Source organism: Halomonas organivorans (genome assembly GCF_014192055.1).
In the GTDB taxonomy this organism is placed as follows: domain Bacteria; phylum Pseudomonadota; class Gammaproteobacteria; order Pseudomonadales; family Halomonadaceae; genus Halomonas; species Halomonas organivorans.
In genome coordinates this window covers 67,970-90,734 of record NZ_JACHXM010000001.1, presented here as the reverse complement: position 1 = coordinate 90,734, position 22,765 = coordinate 67,970, and the positions used below count along the sequence as shown (strand labels likewise).

Annotated in this window: 25 protein-coding genes; 19 read left to right on the top strand and 6 right to left on the bottom strand. The window is 66.9% G+C overall.

The annotated features are described in order from the left end of the window. Nucleotides 1-10: 10 nt before the first annotated feature. Complete coding sequence (locus tag FHR96_RS00440) at nt 11-652, top strand: DUF1850 domain-containing protein (RefSeq protein WP_379685273.1); 642 nt, start codon at nt 11-13, stop codon at nt 650-652. Between the two features lie 30 nt (nt 653-682). Continuing rightward, nucleotides 683-2,686, top strand: coding sequence for a TRAP transporter permease (locus FHR96_RS00435; protein WP_183385674.1), 2,004 nt, complete (start codon nt 683-685; stop codon nt 2,684-2,686). Nucleotides 2,687-2,760: 74 nt separating this feature from the next. Here FHR96_RS00435 and FHR96_RS00430 read toward each other — a convergent pair whose 3' ends face one another. After that, nucleotides 2,761-3,528, bottom strand: a complete 768-nt coding sequence (locus FHR96_RS00430; protein WP_183385673.1) for a YbaY family lipoprotein — start codon at nt 3,526-3,528, stop codon at nt 2,761-2,763. Between the two features lie 295 nt (nt 3,529-3,823). Between FHR96_RS00430 and purE the strand changes: the two genes are divergently transcribed. Further along, a complete protein-coding gene (gene purE, locus FHR96_RS00425) occupies nt 3,824-4,333 on the top strand; it encodes a 5-(carboxyamino)imidazole ribonucleotide mutase (protein WP_183385672.1) in 510 nt (169 codons plus the stop codon). 27 nt (nt 4,334-4,360) lie between these two features. Further along, nucleotides 4,361-5,473 (top strand): 5-(carboxyamino)imidazole ribonucleotide synthase, encoded by a 1,113-nt coding sequence (locus FHR96_RS00420; RefSeq protein ID WP_183385671.1) that lies wholly within the window; start codon nt 4,361-4,363, stop codon nt 5,471-5,473. Nucleotides 5,474-5,593: 120 nt separating this feature from the next. Here FHR96_RS00420 and FHR96_RS00415 read toward each other — a convergent pair whose 3' ends face one another. Continuing rightward, nucleotides 5,594-6,607: a YeiH family protein gene (locus FHR96_RS00415; protein ID WP_183385670.1), complete on the bottom strand. Its 1,014-nt coding sequence runs from the start codon at nt 6,605-6,607 to the stop codon at nt 5,594-5,596. A gap of 124 nt (nt 6,608-6,731) precedes the next feature. On the opposite strand from FHR96_RS00415, the gene FHR96_RS00410 reads away from it, so the two are divergent. The 10 genes from FHR96_RS00410 to FHR96_RS00365 all read left to right on the top strand — a co-directional run bounded on the left by FHR96_RS00410 (nt 6,732) and on the right by FHR96_RS00365 (nt 14,414). Beyond that, a complete protein-coding gene (locus FHR96_RS00410) occupies nt 6,732-7,637 on the top strand; it encodes a LysR substrate-binding domain-containing protein (protein ID WP_183385669.1) in 906 nt (301 codons plus the stop codon). A 118-nt stretch (nt 7,638-7,755) separates the two neighbouring features. Then, nucleotides 7,756-9,192, top strand: coding sequence for a F0F1 ATP synthase subunit beta (gene atpD / locus FHR96_RS00405; RefSeq protein ID WP_221195641.1), 1,437 nt, complete (start codon nt 7,756-7,758; stop codon nt 9,190-9,192). Continuing rightward, nucleotides 9,170-9,595 (top strand): F0F1 ATP synthase subunit epsilon, encoded by a 426-nt coding sequence (locus tag FHR96_RS00400; RefSeq protein ID WP_221195640.1) that lies wholly within the window; start codon nt 9,170-9,172, stop codon nt 9,593-9,595. The genes atpD and FHR96_RS00400 overlap by 23 nt, the downstream gene beginning before the upstream one ends. After that, nucleotides 9,588-9,905 carry an AtpZ/AtpI family protein gene (locus tag FHR96_RS00395; RefSeq protein ID WP_183385667.1) on the top strand — a complete coding sequence of 106 codons (318 nt, stop codon included), beginning with the start codon at nt 9,588-9,590 and terminating at the stop codon, nt 9,903-9,905. The genes FHR96_RS00400 and FHR96_RS00395 overlap by 8 nt, the downstream gene beginning before the upstream one ends. Continuing rightward, entirely contained in the window at nt 9,895-10,212 is a 318-nt protein-coding gene (locus tag FHR96_RS00390; RefSeq protein ID WP_183385666.1) for an ATP synthase subunit I, read from the top strand. The genes FHR96_RS00395 and FHR96_RS00390 overlap by 11 nt, the downstream gene beginning before the upstream one ends. Continuing rightward, nucleotides 10,209-10,925: a F0F1 ATP synthase subunit A gene (locus tag FHR96_RS00385; protein WP_183385665.1), complete on the top strand. Its 717-nt coding sequence runs from the start codon at nt 10,209-10,211 to the stop codon at nt 10,923-10,925. Before FHR96_RS00390 ends, FHR96_RS00385 begins: the two co-directional genes overlap by 4 nt. Then, nucleotides 10,918-11,193 (top strand): F0F1 ATP synthase subunit C, encoded by a 276-nt coding sequence (locus FHR96_RS00380; RefSeq protein ID WP_183385664.1) that lies wholly within the window; start codon nt 10,918-10,920, stop codon nt 11,191-11,193. Before FHR96_RS00385 ends, FHR96_RS00380 begins: the two co-directional genes overlap by 8 nt. A 3-nt stretch (nt 11,194-11,196) precedes the next feature. After that, a complete protein-coding gene (locus FHR96_RS00375) occupies nt 11,197-11,964 on the top strand; it encodes a F0F1 ATP synthase subunit B family protein (RefSeq protein ID WP_183385663.1) in 768 nt (255 codons plus the stop codon). 4 nt (nt 11,965-11,968) lie between these two features. Then, a complete protein-coding gene (locus FHR96_RS00370) occupies nt 11,969-13,504 on the top strand; it encodes a F0F1 ATP synthase subunit alpha (protein WP_183385662.1) in 1,536 nt (511 codons plus the stop codon). A gap of 4 nt (nt 13,505-13,508) precedes the next feature. Then, nucleotides 13,509-14,414 (top strand): F0F1 ATP synthase subunit gamma, encoded by a 906-nt coding sequence (locus FHR96_RS00365; RefSeq protein WP_183385661.1) that lies wholly within the window; start codon nt 13,509-13,511, stop codon nt 14,412-14,414. Nucleotides 14,415-14,424: 10 nt separating this feature from the next. Here the strand turns inward: FHR96_RS00365 and FHR96_RS00360 are convergent, their stop codons facing one another. Then, nucleotides 14,425-15,228, bottom strand: coding sequence for a TraX family protein (locus FHR96_RS00360; protein ID WP_183385660.1), 804 nt, complete (start codon nt 15,226-15,228; stop codon nt 14,425-14,427). 180 nt (nt 15,229-15,408) lie between these two features. Between FHR96_RS00360 and cadR the strand changes: the two genes are divergently transcribed. From cadR to FHR96_RS00335, 5 genes are all read left to right on the top strand, one after another. Next, nucleotides 15,409-15,870 carry a Cd(II)/Pb(II)-responsive transcriptional regulator gene (gene cadR / locus FHR96_RS00355; protein WP_183385659.1) on the top strand — a complete coding sequence of 154 codons (462 nt, stop codon included), beginning with the start codon at nt 15,409-15,411 and terminating at the stop codon, nt 15,868-15,870. A gap of 257 nt (nt 15,871-16,127) precedes the next feature. Then, nucleotides 16,128-17,147, top strand: coding sequence for a TRAP transporter substrate-binding protein (locus tag FHR96_RS00350; protein ID WP_343066301.1), 1,020 nt, complete (start codon nt 16,128-16,130; stop codon nt 17,145-17,147). A 101-nt stretch (nt 17,148-17,248) separates the two neighbouring features. Beyond that, nucleotides 17,249-17,683, top strand: a complete 435-nt coding sequence (locus tag FHR96_RS00345) for a TRAP transporter small permease (RefSeq protein ID WP_246392686.1) — start codon at nt 17,249-17,251, stop codon at nt 17,681-17,683. Further along, nucleotides 17,680-18,966 carry a TRAP transporter large permease gene (locus FHR96_RS00340; RefSeq protein ID WP_183385657.1) on the top strand — a complete coding sequence of 429 codons (1,287 nt, stop codon included), beginning with the start codon at nt 17,680-17,682 and terminating at the stop codon, nt 18,964-18,966. Before FHR96_RS00345 ends, FHR96_RS00340 begins: the two co-directional genes overlap by 4 nt. 188 nt (nt 18,967-19,154) lie before the next feature. Then, entirely contained in the window at nt 19,155-20,225 is a 1,071-nt protein-coding gene (locus FHR96_RS00335; RefSeq protein ID WP_246392685.1) for a GlxA family transcriptional regulator, read from the top strand. Between the two features lie 188 nt (nt 20,226-20,413). On the opposite strand, the gene FHR96_RS00330 is transcribed toward FHR96_RS00335, so the two are convergent. From FHR96_RS00330 to FHR96_RS00320, 3 genes are all read right to left on the bottom strand, one after another. Beyond that, on the bottom strand, nt 20,414-21,181 hold the full coding sequence (locus FHR96_RS00330; RefSeq protein ID WP_221195639.1) for a transporter substrate-binding domain-containing protein: 768 nt from the start codon (nt 21,179-21,181) through the stop codon (nt 20,414-20,416). Nucleotides 21,182-21,321: 140 nt separating this feature from the next. Next, entirely contained in the window at nt 21,322-22,053 is a 732-nt protein-coding gene (locus tag FHR96_RS00325; protein WP_183385656.1) for an ABC transporter permease, read from the bottom strand. After that, entirely contained in the window at nt 22,053-22,757 is a 705-nt protein-coding gene (locus tag FHR96_RS00320; protein WP_183385655.1) for an ABC transporter permease, read from the bottom strand. The genes FHR96_RS00325 and FHR96_RS00320 overlap by 1 nt, the downstream gene beginning before the upstream one ends. Between the last annotated feature and the right edge of the window lie 8 nt (nt 22,758-22,765).

Genomic DNA, 22,765 nt, shown 5'->3' with positions numbered 1-22,765 from the left:
GGCCGTCGACATGTCACCGATGACCAAGGGGCGAGCCGGCTGGCTCGCCCCCTTGTCGTGGTTGGCCCTGGTGCTCGGGGCGCTGTCGATGGTGCCGCCGGCGCTGGCCGACTGTCCCAGCCATGAACTGCGCGTGCGCGACGCCGAAGGGCAGCTGCTGGTGCGCCTGCCGATGCCGCAAGGCGACGGCTGGTGTCTGGCCTGGAACCACTCGGTGGAGGGCTTCACCGTCCACGACTGCTATCGCAACGTCGAAGGCCACATGGTGCTCCAGCGCAGCCACCTGCCGGACTTCGCCGCCGGCCTCGATCATATTCCGGGGCGCGGTCGCCAGGTCTCGGACGGCCAGGGCGGTTACTGGATCGAGGCTCTCGACGAGCCGGTGCCCGGTGACGCTTACCGGCTGCGGGTCGGGGCGATGCGCGTCGACCACCGTCTGGTCAGCCGTCGGGACGGGACGAGTCTGGCGACGTTGCTGGACGACGCCCGCGACTGCAGCGCCGGTGAGGGCTACGCCGATGGCCTGGTCGCCATGGCCGCCGAGCCGCCGGTGGTGGTCAGCCTCAGCGAGCGGGCCGCCAACCAGCGCGTGACGTTGGCGCTGGAGGCGCTGGCCCCCGAACCTCGGGGGCAGGACATCGCGGATCCCTGATACGACACCGTAGCTTCGAGAGAGACGCCAATGAGCGAAGAGGGCACTTCCCCCATCGTCCCCGGCAGCCAGGCGCCGCACTCGCGCCCGGTGCTGTGGCTGATCAGTCTGGTGGCCGTGGCGCTGTCGCTGTTCCAGCTGTATTCGGCCGGCATCCAGCCGCTGGGGCTGTTCTACCAGCGCAGCATCCACCTGGCGCTGGTCATGATGCTGGCCTTCCTGATGTTTCCGGTATTCGGCCCCCGCCACAAGCGGGGGGCGGTCGGCGGCGTGATCGACCTGGCGTTCTTCGCCGGGGCGGTGATCACCGGCGGCTACATGGCGCTGTACCTTGATGAGATCATCAACCGCGCCGGCTTCTGGAGCCAGACCGACATCACCGTCGGCATCATCGCCACCATCACCGTGCTCGAGGCCAGCCGCCGCGCGGTGGGGCTCGGCATGACGATCATCGGCGTGCTGGCAATCCTCTATGCCTTCGCCGGGCCGCGCGGCGAGCTGCCGTGGCTTGGGGAGTGGCTGCCCGGCATTCTCGAGCACCGCGGCTACGGACTGGACCGACTGGTCGGCCAGCTCTACCTGGGCCAGGAGGGCATCTTCGGGCTGCCGATGGGGGTGGCTGCCACCTACATCTTCATCTTCGTGCTGTTCGGCGCCTTCCTGGAGATCACCGGCGCCGGCAAGTTCTTCATCGACCTGGCCTACGCCGCCACCGGGCGCCAGCGCGGTGGACCGGCCAAGGCCGCCGTCATCGCTTCTGCCGGCATGGGCTCGATCTCCGGCAGCGCCATCGCCAACGTGGTGACTACCGGCGCCTTCACCATCCCGCTGATGAAGCGCCTGGGCTACAAGCCCCACCAGGCCGGGGGCATCGAGGCGGCGGCCTCCACCGGCGGCCAGATCATGCCACCGCTGATGGGCGCCGGCGCCTTCCTGATCGCCGAGTACACGCGGATGCCCTACCTGGACGTGGTCAAGGTCAGCATCCTGCCGGCGATCATGTATTTCGGCACTGTCTACCTGTTCGTGCACATCATCGCACTCAAGCAGGGCATGCAGGGCATGGCGAGAAGCGAGCTGCCCCAGATGCGTGACGTGATGGGCGCCGGCTGGCACTTCCTGCTGCCGCTGGCGGTGCTGGTGTGGCTGCTGGTGATGAACATGTCGCCGATGCGGGTGGGCTACTACGCCATCCTCACCATGCTGGCGGTGGCGGCGCTGCGCTTCGCGGTATGGTTCTTGTTCGTCGCCCCGAAACGGGGCCAGCCGGTCACCGGCGCGGCGTTGACCCAGGCGCTGAAAAAAGGCGCGCTCAAGGTGATCGAGGGCCTGGAGCTCGGGGCCCGCAATGCCGTGGCGGTGTCCATGGCCTGTGCCGTGGCCGGGATCATCGTCGGGGTGGTGGGGCTGACCGGCCTGGGGCTCAAGTTCTCGGCCATGATGATGGCATTCTCCGGCGGCAACCTGCTGCTGGCGCTGATCATGGTGCTGCTGGCCAGCCTGGTGCTGGGGATGGGGCTGCCGGTGACCGCCAGCTATATCGTGCTGATCGTGCTGGTGGGGCCGGCGCTGACCTCGGAGTTCGGCGTGCCGCTGCTGATCGCCCACCTGGTGGTGTTCTGGTACTCCCAGGATTCCAACGTCACTCCGCCCATTGCGCTGGCCGGCTTCGCCGGAGCGGCGATCGCCGGGGCCAAGCCGATGGACACCGGCTTCCAGGCCTGGAAATTCGCCAAGGGCCTCTACCTGATCCCGCTGTTCATGGTCTTCAATCCGGAGATCATCATGGGCGGCCCGCTGCCGCTGCTGGCCTGGACGACGCTGACCGCCTTCCTGGCGCTGGGAGCGTTCGCGGCGGCCCTGGAGGGCTACCTGTTCACGCGCATGTCGGCGCCGATCCGGCTGGTGCTGCTGCCGGCCATCGTCGGCGTCTTCTATCCGAGCCTGATCGCCGAGGTCGCCGGGGCCGTGGTGATGGCCCTGGCGCTAGGGGGCAACTGGCTGGCCAGCCGTCGCGAGGCGGCGGCCGGCTGAAGCGGAGCTTCCCCCTGACGACACGCGGCCCCGCCCGGAGCTCCGGGCGGGGCCGCGTCGTATCGAGCGCGGGGTTACTGGGTGGACTGAGTGTCGTCCTGGGTCACTTCGTCCAGCTCTTCCGCGGTCTCCTCGGCGGCCTGTTGGGTGGCTTCGGCGGCGTCCTCGGCGGTTTCCTGGGTAGCCTCTGCGGCGTCGCCGGCGGCCTGTTCGGTCGCCTCGACGGCCTCCCCGGCGGTGTTGGCGACGGCGTCGCCCGCTTCGTCCAGTGCCTCACCGGTCTCTTCCAGCGGCTCGCCGGCCATGGCCTCGGTGGCCACCGGCTCCAGGGTCAGGGTGATCGGTGCCTGCTCGGCTTCCGGGCCGACCTCGACCGGATGGCGCTCGGGGCTGTTCCAGCGCAGGTTGCCGTCACCGTCGAAGACCTCGGCGTGCAGGGCGTGGGCATGACCGGGATCCACCTGATCGGTCGGATAGTCGAGGCTGAACTCGACCGGGCCGTTGCCCGACGCGTCCACGTTGGTCTCGGTGATGATGGTGGCCGGGGCATCCGCCAGGGCCTCGTCGCGCAGGCTAACCACGACCTGGGCGTCGTCCGGCAGCGGGGTGTCGGTGGCGGCGAATTCCAGGACGCCGTCGAGGGTCTTGCTGGCCTGCTGCGTGTCCTGGTTCGTATCGCTCTGGTCAGTCTGTTCGCTCTGGGCAGTCTGCTCGCCCTGGGCGCTCTGTTCGGTCTGGGTGGTCTCGGCCTGGGCATCCTGTTCGGTGTCGTCGGCCTTGTCGCAGCCGGCCAGCGCCAGGGTGCCGGTCAGGGCTGCCACGATGAAAAGATGACGCTTCATGGTCGGTCTCCTTCTGCACGTTGTCCGTGTGGGGCTGAGCGGCCGCGTCCTGTCGACCGCTTTGACTATGACCCTACCAAGGTAATCTGCAGGAAGGTTGAAACCCGCTGTCGCCCGACGGCGACGTATCTGCGGACGACGCCGAGCCCCGAGCCTCCCCGCGCGCGCTGGTTTCCGTGCGGGGAGGAGAGGTAGGCGCGGCGCGGCTCTGCTAGAATAGCGGGCTTCCACTTTCATCACCTGCCCGCGGCGACGGCCGTGCGGCGGCGCCATTGCCGTTTTCGAGGAGCCCAGGATGCCAGCACCGAAAGAGTCGCCGCGGGTCGGCGTGATCATGGGGTCGAAGTCCGACTGGCCGGTCATGGAGCATGCGGTCGCCATGCTCGAACGCCTCGGGGTGCCCTGCGAGACCCGCGTCGTCTCGGCCCATCGCACCCCGGACCTGTTGTTCGACTATGCCAAGTCCGCCGCCGAGCGCGGCCTCTCGGTGATCATCGCCGGTGCCGGCGGTGCCGCCCACCTGCCCGGCATGGTGGCCTCCCAGACGGCGCTGCCGGTGCTTGGCGTGCCGGTGGAGTCCAAGTCCCTCAAGGGGCTGGATTCGCTGCTGTCGATCGTGCAGATGCCGGGCGGCATCGCCGTGGGTACCCTGGCCATCGGCAAGGCCGGGGCGACCAATGCCGGCCTGCTGGCCGCCCAGATCGTCGGGCTGCAGGACGACACGGTACGCGAGGCCGTGGAGGCCTTCCGCGCCGAGCAGACCCAGACGGTGCTGGACAATCCCGACCCGCGGCCTACCCCCTGACCGAGAGCGACGAGCGAGGCAACCACGATGAACATCGGCGTACTGGGAGCCGGCCAACTGGGCCGGATGCTGGCCCTGGCGGGCTATCCGCTGGCCAACCGTTTCACCTTTCTCGACACCACCGGCCACCCCAGCGCGGGGATCGGTGATGTGATGGTGGACACCGATCAGAAGCACCTCGAGAGCTTTCTCGACAAGGTCGACCTGGTCACCTACGAGTTCGAGCACCTGCCGGTCTCGCTGGTCCAGGCGATCGAAGAGCGCAAGCCCGTGCATCCCTCCAGCGAGGCGATTCGGGTGTGCCAGCATCGCGCCGAGGAGAAGGCGCTGTTCGACCGCCTGGGCATTCCCACCCCGGCCTATCGCCTGGTGGACAGCGCCGAGGCGCTGGAGGCCGCGGTGCGCGAACTGGGGGCGCCGGTGGTCGCGAAGTCGGTCACCGAGGGCTACGACGGCAAGGGCCAGGCGGTGATCAAGGACCCGGCCGACGCGGCCGAGGCGTGGCGCTCGATCAACCATCCGAGGCTGATCGTCGAGGCCTTCGTCGACTTCGTGCGCGAGGTGTCGATCATCGCCGTGCGCGGTCGCGACGGCGAGGTGGTCTTCTACCCGATGGCCGAGAACGTCCACGTCGACGGCATCCTGCGCTATTCGGTGGCGCCGATGCCGGACCTGGACGATGCCGTCCAGCAGACCGCCGACGACTACATCCGGGCGCTGCTCGACGAGCTCGACTACGTGGGCGTGCTGACCCTGGAGCTGTTCCAGACCCGCGACGGTGCCCTGCTGGCCAACGAGATGGCCCCCAGGGTGCACAACTCCGGGCACTGGACCCAGGACGGCGCGGTGACCAGCCAGTTCGAGAACCATCTGCGCGCCATTCAGGGCCTGCCGCTGGGCAGCACCGCGGCTCGCGCACCGACCTGCATGGTCAACGTCATCGGCCGCGAGGGTGAGGCGGCGAAGCTGCTGGAGATCGAGGACGCCCACCTGCATCGCTACGACAAGAGCGAGCGCCCCGGTCGCAAGCTGGCCCACGTCAACCTGGTGGCACCGACCCATGAGGCGCTGCTGGACAAGGTCCGTGCCTGCGCAGCCCTGCTGCCCGATGCCCCGGCGCCGAGCTTCAGCTTCGAGTGAGGCGTCGCCTCATCGGCTGAGATGAAAAAGGCCGCGCCCCCGGGCGCGGCCTTCGCCTGTCTCCTCACGTCGACTTCCTCAGGCCTGTCTCTTGGCTCTTCCTTCTTCCTTCTTAACCCTTCAACCCATCAGCAGCCAACTGGCCACCCCGCCGCCGCCCACCAGCAGCCCGAACAGGATCAGCGCCAGCAAGAAGGGGCGCAGCCCCAGGGCGCGCAGTTTCTCGAGGCGTGTCTCGAAGCCCAGCGCTGCCATGGCCATGGTCAACGACAGCTGGCCGAGCTGTACCAGTGCTGAATGGAGCGGGGCGGGCAGGGCGACCAGGCTGTTGAATGCCACCATGGCAAGGAAGCCGAAGGCGAACCAGGGAATCACCAGCCTGGCCGGTTCGCCGCCATCGGCGTCGATGGGCTCCGCTCGATGACGCAGCCACCACTGGCCGACGATCAGCAGGAAGGGCACCAGCAGCATCACCCGCACCAGCTTGACGATCACCGCATTGGCCAGGGCGTCCGGGCCCACCGCCTCGCCGGCGGCCACCACCTGGGCGACCTCGTGGACGGTGGCACCGATATAGACGCCGAACAGGCCCTCATCCATGCCTATCAGCGGATACAGCAGCGGGTAGACCAGCATCGCCAGCGAACCGAACAGCACCACCGTGGCCACGGCCATGGACGTGGCCGCGGGGCGCGAGCGGATGGTCGACTCGGTCGCCAATACCGCCGCGGCGCCGCAGATGGCGCTGCCGGCGCTGGTCAGCAGCGCCGTGTCGCGATCCAGTCCCAGCAGGCGGGTGCCGATCAGGTAGCCGGCGCACAGCACGCTGGTGATGACCAGCGCATCCAGCAGCAGCACCTTCGGCCCCAGTCCGACCACCTGCTGGAGCGTGAGCGACAGGCCGAACAGTACGATGCCGCCGCGCAGCAGTCGGCGGGTGGCGAAGGCCAACCCCGGCCCGGCCAGTGTCAGGCGTCGAGACAGGCGCCGGGAAAGCGGCACATTGCCGGCCACGATGCCCAGCAGTAGGGCAAGGACCAGCGGGCTCACGCTGGCCTCGGCGAGTATCGGCAGCCGGGCGAGGCCGGTGCCGGCGATGGTCAGCAGGGTACAGATCAATAGGCCTTGCCACATGAGATCGGGCTCCGGACGGTGTGAGGGGCGGGTGTTGTGAGCGCGGTGCGTTATCGTCATGCTAGGCACTGATAGCTCATATGGTTATCAGCTAATAACGAAACCTCTCTTCGGAAAAACCGATATGACGCCCCAGGTCAGCTTCCGCCAGCTTCAGGTCTTCGCCGCCGTGGCACGACTCGGTACCGTGAGCGCCGCCGCGGAGGAGCTGTCGCTGTCCCAATCGGCCACCAGCCAGGCGCTTTCCGACCTGGAGCGCCAGCTTGGCGTGGCGTTGTTCGAGCGCCCCGGCCGCCGGCTGGTACTCAACGACCTGGGGCGCAGCCTGCTGCCGCGCGCCGAGGCACTGCTCGACGGCATGGCCGCTTTCGTCGCCGCCGCGCGCGAGCCGGAAGGCGAGCTGCATGGGGTGCTCGGCGTGTCGGCCAGCGCCACCGTGGGCACCTACCTGCTGCCCGACCTGGTGGGGCGTTTCAGCGAGGCGCATCCCCGCACGGATCTGCGCCTGCGGCTACGCAACACTCATGAGGTGATCGGCGACGTGCTGCGCCTGGAAGCCGACCTGGGGTTGATCGAGGGCGAGTGTCGGGAGCCGGCCCTGGTCAGCGAGCCCTGGTGCGAGGATCGCCTGGTGGTGGTGGCCGCTCCGGGGCATCCGCTGGCGAGCCGCGAACGGCTCGACGATCACGCCCTGGCCGCGGCCGCCTGGATCCTGCGCGAGCCCGGTTCGGGCACCCGCGAGGTCTTCGAACAGGCCATGCGCCGGCGCGGCGTGTCACCCCGAGTACGCATGGCGCTCGGCCAGCATGAAGCGATCAAGCAGGCAGTGCTCGCCGGCCTCGGGCTGGGCTGCCTGTCGGCGCTCGGCGTGGCCGGCGAGCTCGAGCGCGGCGAGCTGGTGGCACTCGACAGCGAGCTGACCCTGCGCCGCACCTTCTCGCTGGTATGGCATCCCGAGCGCTACCGCAGCCTCCTTTGGCAGGCCTTCAAGGTCTTCCTGGTCGAGGCGCGCGACGCCCGCATCGGCTGACGCTCGGCCCGCTAGTGGCTCCTCCCGGTGTGCACCGTTTTCTTGATCTGTCCCCGCATTGGGCGGGCAAGCCTGGCATACACTGAAGACCGGGCGATACATGAGGGCCGATCAGAGAATGAGCCAGGGACTCGTCGAGCCGGCGGGTGAGGTGACGGCCGTGCGTGGCAACGTGGTCGACGTGCGCTTCGCCGCTGGCCTGCCGCCGCGCGGTCGCCAATTGCGCGCGGGGGCGCCGCCTGGGGTGGTGCTGGAAGTCCAGGCGCATGTCGATCCCGGCACGGTGCGCTGCATCGCCCTGCAGCCGACGCGTCGGCTGGGGCGCGGCATGCCGGTCGAGGATACCGGCGGTCCGCTGACGATTCCGGTGGGCGAGGCCTTGCTGGGGCGCATGCTCGACGTCTTCGGCGAGCCGATCGATGGCCTGGGGCCGCTGCCGACCGAGCGGCGCTGGCCGATCCATCGCCCGCCGCCGTCGCTTGCCGCGCGTGCCACCGCCGACGAGATCTTCGAGACCGGCATCAAGGCCATCGACCTGCTGGCGCCGCTGGAGCGCGGCGGCAAGGCCGGGATGTTCGGTGGAGCCGGGGTCGGCAAGACGGTGCTGATCAACGAGCTGATCCACAACATGGCCCAGGCGTATGCCGGGGTCAGCCTGTTCTGCGGCATCGGCGAGCGGCTGCGTGAGGCCGAGGACATGTACCGCGCCATGGCCGATTCCGGCGTGCTCGACAAGACGGTGCTGATCTACGGTCAGATGAACGAGCCCCCGGGAGCGCGCTTCCGGGTCGGCCACGCGGCGCTGTCGATCGCCGAGTATTTCCGAGACGTGGCGCGACGCGACGTGCTGCTGTTGATCGACAACATCTTTCGTTTCGTGCAGTCCGGCACCGAGGTCTCGGGGCTGATGGGCCGCATTCCTTCTCGGGTCGGCTACCAGCCCACCCTGGCCAGCGAGCTGGCCGAGCTCGAGGAGCGCATCTGCAGCGCGCGGGGCGCCAGCATCACCTCGGTGCAGGCGGTCTACGTGCCGGCCGACGACCTGACCGATCCCGCTGCCACTCACATCTTCGCCCATCTCTCGGCGTCCATCGTGCTGTCTCGCCAGCGCGCCAGCCAGGGGCTCTATCCGGCCATCGACCCGCTGCAGACCGATTCCAAGATGCTCAACCCGGGGGTGGTAGGCGAGCGCCACTATCGGCTGGCCCAGGCCGTGCGCGCGATCCTGGCCGAGTACGAGGACCTCAAGGACATCATCGCCATGCTGGGGCTCGAGGAGCTGTCGCGAGAGGACCGGGCCACAGTGAGCCGGGCGCGGCGCCTCGAGCGCTTCCTGACCCAGCCGTTCTTCACCACCGGGCAGTTCACCGGCAAGGGCGGCCGCCGGGTGGCGCTGGGCGCGACCCTGGAGGGCTGCGAGCGAATTCTCGCCGATGAGTTCAGCGACCGGCCCGAACAGGCCCTGTACATGATTGGCCCGGTTGATGAGGCAAGAGTCGACGAGGCGAGGGATGCCGCGAAGGAGGCCGCCCATGGCGAGCGCGCTGGCGCCTGACGGCAGCATGCGGCTGCAGGTGCTGCTGCCCACCGAGGTGCTGGTCGACGAACCGGCGCGGCGGGTCCTCGCCGTGGCGGAGGATGGCGCCTTCTGCCTGCTGCCGCGCCACCTGGACTTCGTGGCCGCGCTGGTGCCGGGGGTGCTGCTGTTTCACGACGCCGCCGACCGTGAACGCTGCCTGGCCGTGGATCGTGGCCTGCTGGTGAAATGCGGCCAGACGGTGCGGGTCTCGACCCCAAACGGGGTGCGCGGCGAGGACCTCGGGGCGCTGCAGGCGCTGGTCGAGGCGCGATTCCTGGCCCTCGACGACCAGGCGCGACGGACCCGCTCCACCCTGGCTCGCCTCGAGGCGGGCACCCTGCGCCGCTTCCGCCAGTTGCAGGAATCCCGCCATGGCTGAGCCGCCTGGACCCCGCCGGCGCCCGCACGAGGGCAGCCGGCTCGGCCACGAAGTGGGCCGGCACGCCGAGCGCAAGCGCCGCGCCCGGGCCCGCGGCCATCGGGCGGCCTGGTTCGGGCTGGGCATGTTCGGCCTGGTGGGCTGGTCGGTGGCGATTCCCACCCTGGCAGGCATCGCCCTGGGTGCCTGGCTGGATCGTCGCACCGAGGGCGCGGCGTCCTGGACGCTGACCTTCCTGTTCATCGGCGTGGCGTTGGGTTGCCTCAACGCCTGGTACTGGGTCCGACAGGAGTCTCATTATGACGACTGAAGCGTTGACCGCACTGGACTGGCCGCTGCTGGCGGGCGCCCTGTTGGCTGGAGCGGGGCTTGGGCTGATGTTCTTCGCCGGTCTGTGGCTGACGGTACGGCGCCTGGCAGTGGCTCGCCATCCGGGCATCTGGCTGCTGGCCAGCGCGGCGCTGCGTTTCGCGTTGGCGCTGGGCGGGCTGCTGTGGCTGGTGAGCCGTGGCGGCGCCTCGGCGGGCCTGGTCGGGGTGCTGGGCTTTGCCCTGGCCCGCTGGGCGCTGGCCCGGCGACTGGGCCCGCGGGTGGCGGCCGGAGAGACGCGGCCATGACCCTGGGGCCCGACAGCGAGGTGATCTGGCGCTGGGGCGATGCGGCGCTCACCGCCACCCTGGTCGACACCTGGCTGGTGATGGGGCTGCTGACCCTGGGCGCCTGGTGGCTGACGCGGCGCCTGTCCGAGGGGCCTTCACTGTCGCGCTGGCAGCATCTGCTGGAGGTCCTGGTCACCGGCATCGACGACCAGATCCGCCAGGTCAGCCACCAGGAACCGGGACGCTACCGGCCGTTCGTGGGCACGCTGTTCCTGTTCATTGCCGTCTCCAACCTGCTCGAGGTGGTGCCCGGCTTCACCTCGCCGATGGGCTCGCTGTCGACGACCACGGCGCTGGCGATCTGCGTGTTCGTGGCGGTGCCACTGTACGGCATCGCTCGGGAGGGGCCGGTGGCCTACCTGCGTCACTACCTCACGCCCAGCTGGCTGATGCTGCCGTTCAACGTCATCGGCGAGCTGTCACGCACCGTCGCGCTGGCGGTGCGCCTGTACGGCAACATCATGAGCGGCACGCTGATCGTGGCGATCCTGCTCAGCCTCACGCCCTACGTCTTTCCCGTGCTCATGCAGCTGCTGGGGCTGCTGACCGGCATGATCCAGGCCTATATCTTCGCCGTGCTGGCCATGGTGTACATCGCCTCCGCCGCGTCCGCGCAGCGGGCGAGCCGCCGTGGCCGCCGGCCCACCGACGGAGGAAACGATCATGGATAGCCTCACCCTCATCGGCATGGTGTCGGTGGTCACCGCCGGTTTGACCATCTCGATCGGCTGCATCGGGCCGGCATTGGCCGAGGGGCGGGCGGTGGCCCAGGCGCTCATGGCCATCGCCCAGCAGCCCGACGAGGCCGCCACCCTGACCCGCACCCTGTTCGTGGGGCTGGCGATGATCGAGTCCACCGCCATCTACTGTTTCGTGGTGTCGATGATCCTGATCTTCGCCAACCCGTTCTGGGATCACGTCGCGGCGACGGGGGGCTGAGCCATGGCGATCGACTGGCTGACGGTCTCGGCGCAGGTGGTCAATTTCCTGATCCTGGTGTGGTTGCTCAAGCGTTTCCTCTACCGGCCGGTGCTGCGTGCCATGGAGCGGCGCGAGACGGGCATCCGCGAGCGCCTCGAGCAGGCCGGCCAGCGAGAGGCCGAGGCCGCGGCCAGCCTCCAGGGCTATCGTCAGCGGGAGGCCGAGCTGGCGAGCCGTCGTGAGGCGCTGTTCGACGCGGCGGAGAAGGAAGCGGAGCATCGCCGCCACCAGTGGCTCGAGGCGGCCCGCGACGAGGTGGCGGCCCGCCGGGCCGACTGGCAGCGCCAGTGGGACGAGGAGCGTGAGGGACTGCTCGACCGCGTCGGCCAGCGCGCCCTGGCGAGCGTCGAGAGCGTCCTGCGCCAGGCGTTGCAGGAACTCGCCGGGGCGGATCTCGAGACCCGGGCCGTCGAGGTCTTCATCGCCCGTCTCGAGGCCCTGGACGATAACGCCCGGCGGTCGCTGGGCGGGGCGCGGGGCGCGATCAGCGTGGCCACCTCCTTCGCGCCGTCACCGGAGATCGAGGCACGCCTCGTTGATGCGGTCCGTGGTCGGATCGACGCGACGGCGGAGGTGCGTCTGATCCGTTCGGCGGAGCTGATCTGCGGCATCGAGCTGGTCCGCGGGGGACACCGACTGGGCTGGAGCCTGGCGGACTACCTGGAGACGCTGCACGAGCGGCTCGGACAGGACACGCGGGTGGTGGCCGTCGAGCAGGAAGCCGGATAGCACGATGGCGGAGAGGCGGCTGGAGGCGCGGTTGACGCATACCCTCGAGCGGTTGTCGGCGGCGGCGGCGCACACGCGGCTCGGACTGCGCCTGCAGGAAGTGGGGCGTGTGGTCGAGATCGGCGGCGGGATCGCTCGCGTCGAGGGGCTGCCGAGCGTTACCGCCGAGGAACTGGTGACCTTCGCCGATGGCACTGCGGGTATCGTCTTCGACCTGGCGCCGGAGGCGGTCGAGGTCATGCTGCTGGATGATCCACCGAGTCTCGCCGCCGGGAGCCGGGTCCGCGCCACCGGCCGCGAGGCCGATACCCCGGTGGGCGAGGCGCTGCTCGGCCGGGTGATCGACGCCACCGGCCGGGAGCTCGACGGCGGCGAGCCGCTCGGCGAGCTCGAGCGCTGGCCGGTGGAGCGGCCGGCCCCGGGCGTGCTGGACCGGGCGCCGGTCGAGGCGCCGCTGCAGACCGGCATCAAGGTCATCGATGCCCTCATCCCCATCGGCCGCGGCCAGCGTGAACTGATCGTCGGTGACCGACTGACCGGCAAGACCTCGGTGGCCGTGGACGCCATCCTCAACCAGCGCGACAGCGGCGTGCTGTGTATCTACTGTGCGGTCGGCCAGCGCGGCACCGCGGTGTCGCGGGTGGTGGACACCCTGCGCACCTCCGGAGCGCTCACCCACACCCTGGTGGTGGTGGCGTCGGACGCCGACACCGCGGGGCTGCGCTTCATCACTCCCTATGCCGCCATGAGCATGGCGGAGTATTTCATGGCACGGGGGCGCGACGTGCTGCTGGTGATCGACGACCTGACCCGGCATGCGCGGGCCTATCGCGAGCTGTCGCTGCTGGCCAGGCGGCCGCCCGGGCGCGAGGCCTTCCCCGGCGATATCTTCTACATCCATTCGCGGCTGCTGGAGCGTTCGACGCACCTGGCGGCGTCGCAGGGCGGCGGCTCGCTGACCACGCTGCCGATCATCGAGACCCAGGGGCAGGACATGTCGGCCTATATTCCCACCAACCTGATCTCGATCACCGACGGCCAGGTCTACCTGTCGCCGACCCTGTTCCACAAGGGCCAACTGCCGGCCATCGACGTGGGGCGTTCGGTGTCGCGGGTCGGCGGTGCGGCCCAGTATCCGGCCTTTCGCGAGGTGTCCGGCGACCTGCGCCTCGCCCATGCCCAGTTCGAGGAGCTGGAAACATTCTCGCGCTTCGCCACCCGCCTGGACGACCCCACGCGACGGGCGATCGAGCACGGGCGGCGCGTGCGAGAGGTTCTCCGGCAGCCGGAACACCGCCCGGCGTCCGTCGCCGAGCAGCTGGCGGTGCTCAAGGCGGTCAACGCCGGGCTGTTCGATGCCCTGCCGCTGGCGAGGATCGCCGAGGGCGAGGCGGCCGTTCGACAGCGAGTGCTCGAGCGGCTGGACGAGGCCTGCCGGCGCCTGGACACCGGCCAGGCGCTGGAGGCGGCCCAGTGGGAGCAACTGCTGGCGGTCGCCGGCGAGGCACTGGCCGGATTCGCTGCGACGCCGGGGGAGTGACGACATGGAAGCGCTCGAAACGCTGCAGGGACAATTGGGCACGCTGCGCGAGCTGCATACCATCGTCAGGACCATGAAGTCGCTGTCGTCGGCGAGCATCCGCCAGTACGAGCAGGCCGCGGAGGCGTTGGCCGGCTATGCCACCACCGTCGAGCTGGGGCTGCAGGCCGTGCTGCGTGACGTGGCGGTGCCAGCGGTGGCGATACCGCCGCCGACGATGCCTGTGGGGGCCATCGTGTTCGGCTCCGACCACGGCCTGTGCGGGCGTTTCAATGAGGCGATCGTCGACCATGCGCTGTCGCAACTGGAAACGCCCTCACGCTGCCGGTGGCTGGCGGTGGGGGCGCGGGCGGCCGACGGACTCGCCGACCGGGGGCAGGTCTGCGAAGCCTGCCTGGAGATGCCAGGCTCGGCGGCGCGTATTACCCGCACGGTGCAGGCGCTGCTCGAGCGCGTCGATGCCTGGGAACAGCAGGGCGTCCAGCGGATTGTGTTATTTCATCATCGCCGCAGCGGCGCCGAGCTTGCCGGAGCGGTGACCCTTTCCCTGCTGCCGGTAGACCTGCACCGTTACTCGCGTACCGAGGCGCCGGCCTGGCCGTCGCGACGCCTGCCCGGCTTTCGCATGGCCCCCGGGGTCCTGCTGCGACGGCTGGTGGGGCAGCTGCTGTTCGTCTCGCTGTTTCGCGCCTGTGCGGAGTCCCTGGCCAGCGAGCATGCCAGCCGGCGCAGTGCCATGCAGGCCGCCCAGCGCAACCTGGACGAGCGCCTCGATACCCTCACCCAGGAACTGCGCCGCGCCCGGCAGGCGCTGATCACCGCCGAGCTGCTGGAAGTGGTCGGCGGCTTCGAGGTGATCGCCGGCGCGGCGCAACGCCCGGGGCCGGGCGGGAACGCTCAGGGGATATAGCCGATCGACATCAGGCACCGGCAAGACCGCCGGTGAGCCCCAGCCATAGCGCGATGGCGGCGAAGTGCGCGGGATACCAGGCCAGCCACAGGCGGCGAGGCATTTGCACAGGCACCCGGGGCGAGAGGCGGTGGGCGCCGGCAGCCAGCAGCAGGACCGCCAGGCAGGTGGCGACGGTGACGGTCTTGGCCATCCCGGAGCTGTTCATCAAGCCGGCGGTGACCAGCACCGGCAGTGCGGCGGCGACGCTCGCGAGGTGCTCGTTCAGCCCGCTGCCGGACGAGTGAAGGCTGCGCAAGGCTAGCATGTAGAACGGAATCATCAGCAGGCCCAGGTGGCCGTATTCGACGACCTGGCCTGCCAGGGCCCAGACCGCCAGCGCGCCGAGCCCCTCGGCGACTGCACGCCAGGGGGCGGTGCCGTTCGCCAGCCGCCCCGGGAGTCCCTGCAGCCAGGCGCCGCCGATCAGGCCCAGCGACAGGGTGAAGCAGATATTGAGGATCAGCCCGTCGACGTCGCGGGGCATCAGCGCGTAGGGCAACTGGGCGATCAGCCCGATCACCAGCACGCGCCGCGCATAGCGCAACGGATCGCGGGTGTTGAAGAGTCCGTGCCAGGCGACCATGGCGGCAAACAGCGGGAAGGCGACGCGGCCAAGCGAGGAGTCGATCCAGCCCATGTGCCAGGCGTCGGGCATGGCGTAGCGGGCCAGGTGGTCGAGGGTCATGGTGACCAGCGCCAGCCACTGGCCCCAGCCGGTCCAGGCCGAGGAGGGGCGGGTGACGGTGGCATCGGCATTGGCAGCGAGCGGCATCGTGATCTCCCGGTATGAGTGACCCTTTCGGTGACCGGCGAGCGAGAGAGCGGTTCGGCAAAAATAGGCGCTTGTCGATTCTCTGCATCGGGTGTCGCCGTCCGGGGACGGCACCGCCAGCGGCTTGCCCGACGCCTGGCCTATAGTCACTATAGGGGAAAGTCTTCACCGGAGCTTGTCATGAAGATCGGCGAACTGGCGCGGCTCACCGACTGCCGCGTCGTCACCATCCGCTACTACGAACGCGAAGGGCTGCTGCCCGAGCCGGCGCGCAGCGAGGCCAACTACCGCCTCTACGGCGAGGCCCATGTCGAGCGCCTGGCCTTCATTCGTCACTGCCGGGCGCTGGACATGACGCTGGGCGAGATCCGGGCCCTGCTGGACTGCCATGATCATCCCGATCGGCCCTGTCACGAAGCCGACGCCTTGATCGACGCACACCTGGAGCACGTGGCGGCGCGCATTGCCCAGCTCCAGGCACTGGAGCGTGCGCTGCAGGCGCTGCGCGAGCGCTGTCAGGGGCAGAGTTCCGCCGCCGAGTGCGGCATCCTCGATGCCTTGGCGCATCCGCCAGCAGAGGACGCATCGGCCCTGGCCCAGACCGGGGACGACCATGTGCCCGGCGTGCATCCAAGGGTGTGATCGACGTCACTCGAGGCAACGCCGGACCATGACGCCAACGGCCCCGACACTGTCGGGGCCGTTGGCGTTTGGCCGACTAGGAATGTCGTGCCCGGAGGCGAGGGGGTGATTCGGCAAGACGAAACGAATGTGACACCGGCGAGAGATGAAAGTGCACAGTTTGTCGCATATGGCACCCTTTTGTTCGCATTCAGTGCCAGTGTCAGCCTGGCTTTGTGAGAGGTTCTTAAAGAGTTTTCCAACCAAGGGAACCTGAAGTGAAAAAAACAATGCTGGCGGCAAGCGTCTCACTGGCGCTGATGGGGGCCGCAACTCAGGCCTGGTCCGACGTTCGGACACTGAAGTTTCACAGCGGTCTGGCCGAGTCGCGCCCCGAGGCGGCCTACCTGGAGCGTTTCTCAGAGCTGGTCGACGAGTATTCCGACGGCCAGTTGCAGGTCGATGTCTACCATGCGGGGTCGCTGGGCCTGAAGGAAGTCGACATGCTGCGCATCATGCAGCGCGGCATGGTCGACATGGCGCTGATGTACGGCGAGTACTACAACCGTGACGCCCCGGAAATGGCCTCCATCTACGCCCAGGGCGCGATTACCGAGGCGGAGCAGCACCTCGACATACTGCCCACTCTGCGCAAGCTGTATCGCGAGGGCTATGCCGACTGGGGCGTCCATACCGTTGGTGGCGTCGTCGCCCCGGTATTCGACGTGGGCCTGCACTGCAAGGAGCCGGTCAATACTCTCGAGGGGCTGCGCGACAAGAAGGTACGGGTCTGGTCGGGCCATCTCGTCGATACTTTCGACCGCCTTGGCATCTCGGCCCAGGTGATTCCCCAGAACGACATGTACCTGGCCTTGCAGACCGGGGTCGTGGACTGTGCCTACTATCTCTCGACCGTGGCCAAGACGGTTTCCCTGCAGGAAGTGACCGACTACGAGGCCTACCTGCATCCCTGGGCGGCTTCTCCCTGGATGTTTGGTGTCAGCGATCGCACCTGGAACAGCCTGGATGAGCAGCAGCAGGAGATCCTGACGCGGGCCGGTGAACAGATCTGGCAGGAGACCCGTGACAAGGCGGTGGATCCCGAGCGCGAGGCCGAGGCCCGCGAGGAGCGCGAAGCCATGGGTATCACCGTGCTGCCGGCGTTCTCGGACGAGGACGTGCAGACCTTCGTGGACGCCGCCTGGGAAGCCTGGCATGAAATGGCCAGCGAAGCCGGCGACGAGGGCATTCGCTACTACGACACCGTGACCGGTGAGCTACAGAGCGATTCCCAGTAAGTCGTCACCGACAGAAGAGGCATTTCATGAAAGTCTTGTCTACCTGGTTGGACAGACTGGTATATGGGGTTTTTCTGATAGGTGTGTGTGGAGGGGTGTTCATGACCGGCCTGGTGCTGGTCAGCACCCTGATGAGATATCTGGCCGGAAGCCCCATCGGGTTTTCCGATGAGCTTTCCGGCCTGCTGTTTCTGTCTCTCTCGTTCCTGTCGCTTCCCCATGTGCTGAATACCAGTCAGCACATTCGCATCGATATGCTGGTGCGCACGTTCTCCCCGCGGCTGGCCGTGGCGGCCGACATCTTTGCCAATGCGATCTTCGTCGCCTTCGCTGGCATCTTCGCCTACGAGGCCTGGGATTTCATGGTCTTTTCGCTGCAGATCGGCTCTCGTTCCGAGATCAGCGGGGTGCTGCTGTGGCCCTGGATGGCGCTGATGCCGCTGTCGATGCTGCTGTGCATCCTGATCATCGTCAGAAACGGGCTGCAAGGGCTGTCTGGCCGCGATGCGGCTTCATCCGAGGAGGGCCTGTCATGAGTTGGGCGATTCTGAGCGCCGGTCTGCTGGTCTTTCTAGGCAGTGGCGCCGTACTGGGGGCAGCCCTGGGGCTGACCGGCTTCATTCTGCTGCACTTCCAGGCCGGCGGGGCCTCGGCGCTGGCGATCAACTCGGCGTGGAACCTGCTGACCGAGTTCACCCTCAGCGCCGTGCCGCTGTTCATCTTCCTGGGCGACATCCTGCTGGCCAGCGGCGTCTCGACCCGGGTCTACAACGGTCTGACGCCGTTGTTCCGGCGGATCCCCGGGCAGCTGCTGCACACCAATATCGCGGTCTGCACGCTGTTCGGCGCGGTGAGCGGGTCGAGCACCTCGACCGCGGCGGCGATCGGCTCAGTGGGGTATCCCGAGCTGAGCCGGCGCGGCTACTCTCCGAGCATGGTCGTGGGCACGCTGGCGGCGGGCGGCACCCTCGGGCTGTTGATCCCACCCAGCCTGGCGCTGTTGATCTACGGAGCGACCCAGAACGTGTCGATCGGCAAGCTGTTCCTGGCCGGCATGCTGCCCGGCCTGCTGATCGCGATGGCGTTCTTCGCCTGGATCATGGTGCGCTCGAGCCTTGGGTCGTCGGTCTCTCCGCCGCGGGAGGACAGCATGGACTGGGGCGCCGTGGGCCGTGGCCTGCTGGAAGTCTGGCCACTGCCGATCCTGATCTTCTTCGTGCTGGGCACCATCTACATGGGCATCGCCACGCCCACCGAGGCGGCGGCTCTAGGGGTGGCGGCCAGCATCGTCCTTGGATTGACGTGGGGAGATCTTGATCTCGAGAAGCTGTGGGAGGCCTTCAAGCATGCCTCGATGATGTTCGGGGCCATCGCCATGATTCTGATCGGCACGGTGATTCTCTCCCAGGCGGTGAGCCTTCTCGGACTGCCAAGGGCTGCCGTTGATGCCATCGCCGGAATCGGGTTGGATCGCTACGGTATCCTGCTGATGATCGTCCTGGTCTACCTGCTGCTTGGCTGCTTCTTCGACGGAATCTCCCTGCTGCTGATGACCCTGCCCATCACGTTTCCGATGGTGACCAGCCTGGGCTTCGACCCTGTCTGGTTCGGCGTCATCGTGACGCTGCTGATGGAGATCGGGATGATCACGCCGCCGGTGGGGCTCAATCTGTTCGTACTCTGCTCGATCACTCGCAATGAGGTGACACTGCCAGATGCTGCCAGGGCCTCGCTACCCTACTGGATGATTCTGCTGGCTGCCGTAGGGATCTTTACCGTGTTTCCCGAGCTGATTCTTTGGCTGCCCAACCTGCTATAGGCAGCACCCTCGGCGTCGTCGTCGAGGGTGCTTCTATTTTCTGCTGTTTATCGGGTTGCCATCGTTGTTGTCGCATGCCTTAGCTCGGGTGCGTTAAATAATTGCAGGTCGATTGTTTTCTTACTCGACGATAGTGCCGGGCTGGTGCGTGCGTCCTCACTGTCGCCTTCCAAGCAAGTCTGGTAGAGATGATGATCGCCGGTAAAAACATGAATAATGGTTTCGGTTTTTCAAGCCCTTTGGCTAGCAAGAATAGGCCCTTCGTCGACCTAGAAGTTGGCGAGGGAGTTGGGGTGGAAAAGAGAAGGTTTGCTTTTATCTTGTTCGAGAATTTTTCTCTGATGGCATTTACGGGCGCGCTTGATGCCTTGGTGACTGCTAACTTGGTGAGATCGAATATTATCTATGAGTTTTCCGTCGTGAGTGCCGCGGATGTCGGAGGAAAAGTCGTCAGCGATTTAGGTATTGAGGTTGCGGTAGATTATTCTTTGGAAGATCTCGAAGAAGATACTTTCGACTACCTGATTCTCTGCGGTGGTTATCGCCTTGAGATGTGTTCTCCTCCTCGATTGAGAGCCAAGTTGAAAACCGCGGATCATGTGGGCTGTGTGCTGGGTGGGCTATGGAACGGCTCTTATTTCATCGCTGAAGCCGGCTTGTTGGAGGGGTACGAATGTGCATTCCATCCCGATGGGCGAGCCATGATGTCGGAAGAATTCCCTGGGGTGAAGATTTCCCAGCAGAGTTATGTGGTGGATCGTGATCGAGTGAGCTGTGCCGGAGCCAATAGCTCCTTGGATATGATGCTGTCGATTCTCAGTCGTGACTGTGATGGTGCTTGCATCAGTGCGATAGAGGAAGTCTTGAGCTGCGACAAGAAATCGGATGTGATTGATATTTCTGCCATTAGCATCGATCGTAACAACTTGCTGCCAAAGTCCCTGAAAAGCGCGCTGGAGTTAATGCGAAACAATATCGATGAGCCGCTATCGGTAGAGGAGTTGGCGGACTGTGTGGGTATCTCGAGACGTCAGTTGGAGCGGCTGTTCGGGAGTCATCTCGACACGTCACCGTCACGTTACTATCTGGAATTGCGGCTTACTCAAGCTCGTCAGCTATTGCAACATACCAACAAGACGCTTGCCGATATTGCCGTTGCGACGGGTTTTGTTAATATTTCTCACTTTCGGCGCTGCTTCAGTCAACTGTTTGGCGTCTCGCCAGGGCGTTTTCGAAAAAACTTGCCACAGTCTCCATGAGGTGCATGGCGCATCTGTTGTCATGGTGAGAAGTATGAGGCGGCCTGTCGAAGACATGGGCAGCGTTCGTGAAGTGCCATGCAGCGTCTTTGGCGCTGAGCATTGCGGCCCCTGAAGACAGAAGCCGCAATGTGATGGAGTTCAGATGCCTCCATCTGAGTTGATGAAGGCCTTATTCACCAACGCCCTTATTCACCAAAGTACTTGGTTTCGATCTCCTCGTAGGTGCCGTTGTCCTTGAGGGTTGCCAGGGCCTCGTTGAAGGCCTGTGCCAGCTCCTCATCGCGCTGGCGGAAGGCGATGCCGAAGCCTTCGCCGAAGTATTTCACCGGCTCGCTGATCTTCTCGCCGACGGTCTTGTAGTTGCCGGCCTCGCTGTCGAGCAGGGTGGACTTGCCGATCGGGAAGTCGAGGAAGACGATGTCGAGGCGGCCGGCGTCCATGTCCAGCACCATGTCGTCGGCGGTGGCGTAGCGGTTCACGTCGGCCACGTCGCCGTACAGGTCGGTGACGTAGTTGTCCTGCAGGGTGCCGCGCTGAACGCCGATGGACTTGCCTTCCAGGGACTCGGCGTCGGGGGTGGTGATCTCGCTGTCCGCCGGCGCGAACCAGGCGGAGGGCGGCGTGATGTAGGGGTCGGAGAACAGCACCTGTTCACGGCGCTGCTCGTTGATGGTCATCGAGGACATGATGGCGTCGTACTTGCGCGCCTGCAGCCCCGGAATGATGCCGTCCCAGCCCTGGACGACCCACTCGCACTGGATGCCGATCTCGGCGCACAGGGCGTTGCCCAGCTCGATGTCGAAGCCGGTCAACTCGCCCTCGGGCGTGCGGTACTCCATCGGCTCGTAGGGCACGTCGACGCCGATGCGGATGTCGCGCACCTCGGCGTTGGCGACGCCGGCGATCATGGCGGCGCTCAGCACGCCGAGGCTCAGGATCTTCTGAATCTTCATTGAGGGATTCCCCTTGTTGTTGATGGTCCACCTTGTGGGCGGCGACTCTGGGATGGTGACCCGCCCACCTTAGCGGAAGGTCGGACGGGCCGAAAGATCGGGAACGAACGTCGGTTCCCAACGCTTGTTTGACGCTGGCCTCAGCCGCTGGCCGGCTTGAGGTGGGCGAGCAGCCGCTTCTCCAGGTGGCGGAAGAAGTAGATGATCGAGAAGGTCAGGCACAGGTAGATCGCCGCCACGAACAGAAAGGCGTCGAAGGGCGCGTAGAAGCGTGCATAGACGAAGCGCGCCGCGCCGGTGAGGTCCATGATGGTCACCACGCTGGCGATGGCGCTGGCATGGAGCATGAAGATCACCTCGTTGCCGTAGGCCGGCAGCGCGCGTCGGAAGGCGCTGGGCAGCACGATGCGCCGCAGCATGAGGCCCCAGGACATGCCGTAGGCGCGGGCCGCCTCGATCTCGCCCCTTGGCGTGGACTTGATGGCGCCACGGAAGATCTCGGTGGTGTAGGCCCCGGTGTTGAGGGTGAAGGCGATCAACGCCGGCACGAAAGGCTTCTCGAGGATCACCCACAGCCAGGTGTCCTGGATGCCCTCGATGAACACCACCCCGTAGTAGATCAGGTAGAGCTGCACCAGCAGCGGCGTGCCGCGGAACACGTAGCAGTAGAAGAAGATCGGCAGCCGGATCCAGGCCTTCTTGGAGCCGCGACCGATGGCCAGGGGAATCGCCATCACCAGGCCGATGATCAGCGACATGAACACCAGCTGGACGGTGGTGACCAGGCCGTCGCCGTAGTAGGAGAGCGTCTGCAGGGTGAAGATGCTGTTGTCGGCCAGTTGGGCCTCGAGCCAGTTCATCAGGGCGTCCATCAGTCTGCCTCCCCGTAGCCGATGTCATAGCGTTTCTGCAGCCGCGCGAAGCCCCACTCGGAGACGCTGGCGATCAGCAGGTAGATGACCGCGACGATGATCATGAAGGTGAAGGGCTCGCGGGTTGCCTTCGAGGCCTCTGCGGCGACGCGAACCATGTCGGACAGCCCGATCACCGACACCAGGGCGGTGGTCTTGAGCAGCACCATCCAGTTGTTGGACAAACCTGGCAGGGCGTGGCGCATCATCTGCGGGAAGCGGATGCGACGAAATACCAGCCAGTGGCTCATGCCGTAGGCGCGCCCGGCCTCGATCTGGCCGCTGTCCACGGCCAGGAAGGCGCCGCGGAAGGTCTCGCCCATGTAGGCGCCGAAGATCAGGCCGATGGTGCCCACCCCGGCGACGAACTCGTTGACGTTGATGAAGATGTCCACGTCGAACTGGTAGTAGAGCCAGTCGGTGAACATGTTGATGCCGATCTGACCGCCGAAGAACAGCAGCATCATCAGCACCAGGTCCGGCACGCCGCGGATCAGGGTGGTATAGAGGGTGCCGAGCCGATGCAGCCACCAGTGGCGCGACATCTTGGCGGTGGCGGTGGCGAGCCCCAGCACGACGGCCAGGAGCAGCGACAGCACCGCCAGTTCGACGGTGATCAGGGCGCCTTCGAACAGGCGCGGGCCGTAGCCGTGCAGATCGATCATGGAGATCT

Excerpts from the sequence above, each read along its gene's own strand:
- FHR96_RS00410 (WP_183385669.1), top strand. The coding sequence starts at position 6,732 with ATGACGCCCCAGGTCAGCTTCCGCCAGCTTCAGGTCTTCGCCGCCGTG.
- FHR96_RS00335 (WP_246392685.1), top strand. The coding sequence starts at position 19,155 with ATGATGATCGCCGGTAAAAACATGAATAATGGTTTCGGTTTTTCAAGC.
- FHR96_RS00320 (WP_183385655.1), bottom strand. The coding sequence starts at position 22,757 with ATGATCGATCTGCACGGCTACGGCCCGCGCCTGTTCGAAGGCGCCCTG.
- cadR (WP_183385659.1), top strand. The coding sequence starts at position 15,409 with ATGAAGATCGGCGAACTGGCGCGGCTCACCGACTGCCGCGTCGTCACC.
- FHR96_RS00435 (WP_183385674.1), top strand. The coding sequence starts at position 683 with ATGAGCGAAGAGGGCACTTCCCCCATCGTCCCCGGCAGCCAGGCGCCG.
- FHR96_RS00395 (WP_183385667.1), top strand. The coding sequence starts at position 9,588 with ATGGCTGAGCCGCCTGGACCCCGCCGGCGCCCGCACGAGGGCAGCCGG.
- FHR96_RS00415 (WP_183385670.1), bottom strand. The coding sequence starts at position 6,607 with ATGTGGCAAGGCCTATTGATCTGTACCCTGCTGACCATCGCCGGCACC.
- FHR96_RS00420 (WP_183385671.1), top strand. The coding sequence starts at position 4,361 with ATGAACATCGGCGTACTGGGAGCCGGCCAACTGGGCCGGATGCTGGCC.
- FHR96_RS00390 (WP_183385666.1), top strand. The coding sequence starts at position 9,895 with ATGACGACTGAAGCGTTGACCGCACTGGACTGGCCGCTGCTGGCGGGC.
- FHR96_RS00325 (WP_183385656.1), bottom strand. The coding sequence starts at position 22,053 with ATGGACGCCCTGATGAACTGGCTCGAGGCCCAACTGGCCGACAACAGC.
- FHR96_RS00375 (WP_183385663.1), top strand. The coding sequence starts at position 11,197 with ATGGCGATCGACTGGCTGACGGTCTCGGCGCAGGTGGTCAATTTCCTG.
- FHR96_RS00430 (WP_183385673.1), bottom strand. The coding sequence starts at position 3,528 with ATGAAGCGTCATCTTTTCATCGTGGCAGCCCTGACCGGCACCCTGGCG.
- FHR96_RS00345 (WP_246392686.1), top strand. The coding sequence starts at position 17,249 with ATGACCGGCCTGGTGCTGGTCAGCACCCTGATGAGATATCTGGCCGGA.
- FHR96_RS00370 (WP_183385662.1), top strand. The coding sequence starts at position 11,969 with ATGGCGGAGAGGCGGCTGGAGGCGCGGTTGACGCATACCCTCGAGCGG.
- FHR96_RS00365 (WP_183385661.1), top strand. The coding sequence starts at position 13,509 with ATGGAAGCGCTCGAAACGCTGCAGGGACAATTGGGCACGCTGCGCGAG.
- FHR96_RS00330 (WP_221195639.1), bottom strand. The coding sequence starts at position 21,181 with ATGAAGATTCAGAAGATCCTGAGCCTCGGCGTGCTGAGCGCCGCCATG.
- FHR96_RS00440 (WP_379685273.1), top strand. The coding sequence starts at position 11 with ATGTCACCGATGACCAAGGGGCGAGCCGGCTGGCTCGCCCCCTTGTCG.
- FHR96_RS00340 (WP_183385657.1), top strand. The coding sequence starts at position 17,680 with ATGAGTTGGGCGATTCTGAGCGCCGGTCTGCTGGTCTTTCTAGGCAGT.
- FHR96_RS00360 (WP_183385660.1), bottom strand. The coding sequence starts at position 15,228 with ATGCCGCTCGCTGCCAATGCCGATGCCACCGTCACCCGCCCCTCCTCG.
- FHR96_RS00385 (WP_183385665.1), top strand. The coding sequence starts at position 10,209 with ATGACCCTGGGGCCCGACAGCGAGGTGATCTGGCGCTGGGGCGATGCG.
- FHR96_RS00400 (WP_221195640.1), top strand. The coding sequence starts at position 9,170 with ATGGCGAGCGCGCTGGCGCCTGACGGCAGCATGCGGCTGCAGGTGCTG.
- FHR96_RS00380 (WP_183385664.1), top strand. The coding sequence starts at position 10,918 with ATGGATAGCCTCACCCTCATCGGCATGGTGTCGGTGGTCACCGCCGGT.
- atpD (WP_221195641.1), top strand. The coding sequence starts at position 7,756 with ATGAGCCAGGGACTCGTCGAGCCGGCGGGTGAGGTGACGGCCGTGCGT.
- purE (WP_183385672.1), top strand. The coding sequence starts at position 3,824 with ATGCCAGCACCGAAAGAGTCGCCGCGGGTCGGCGTGATCATGGGGTCG.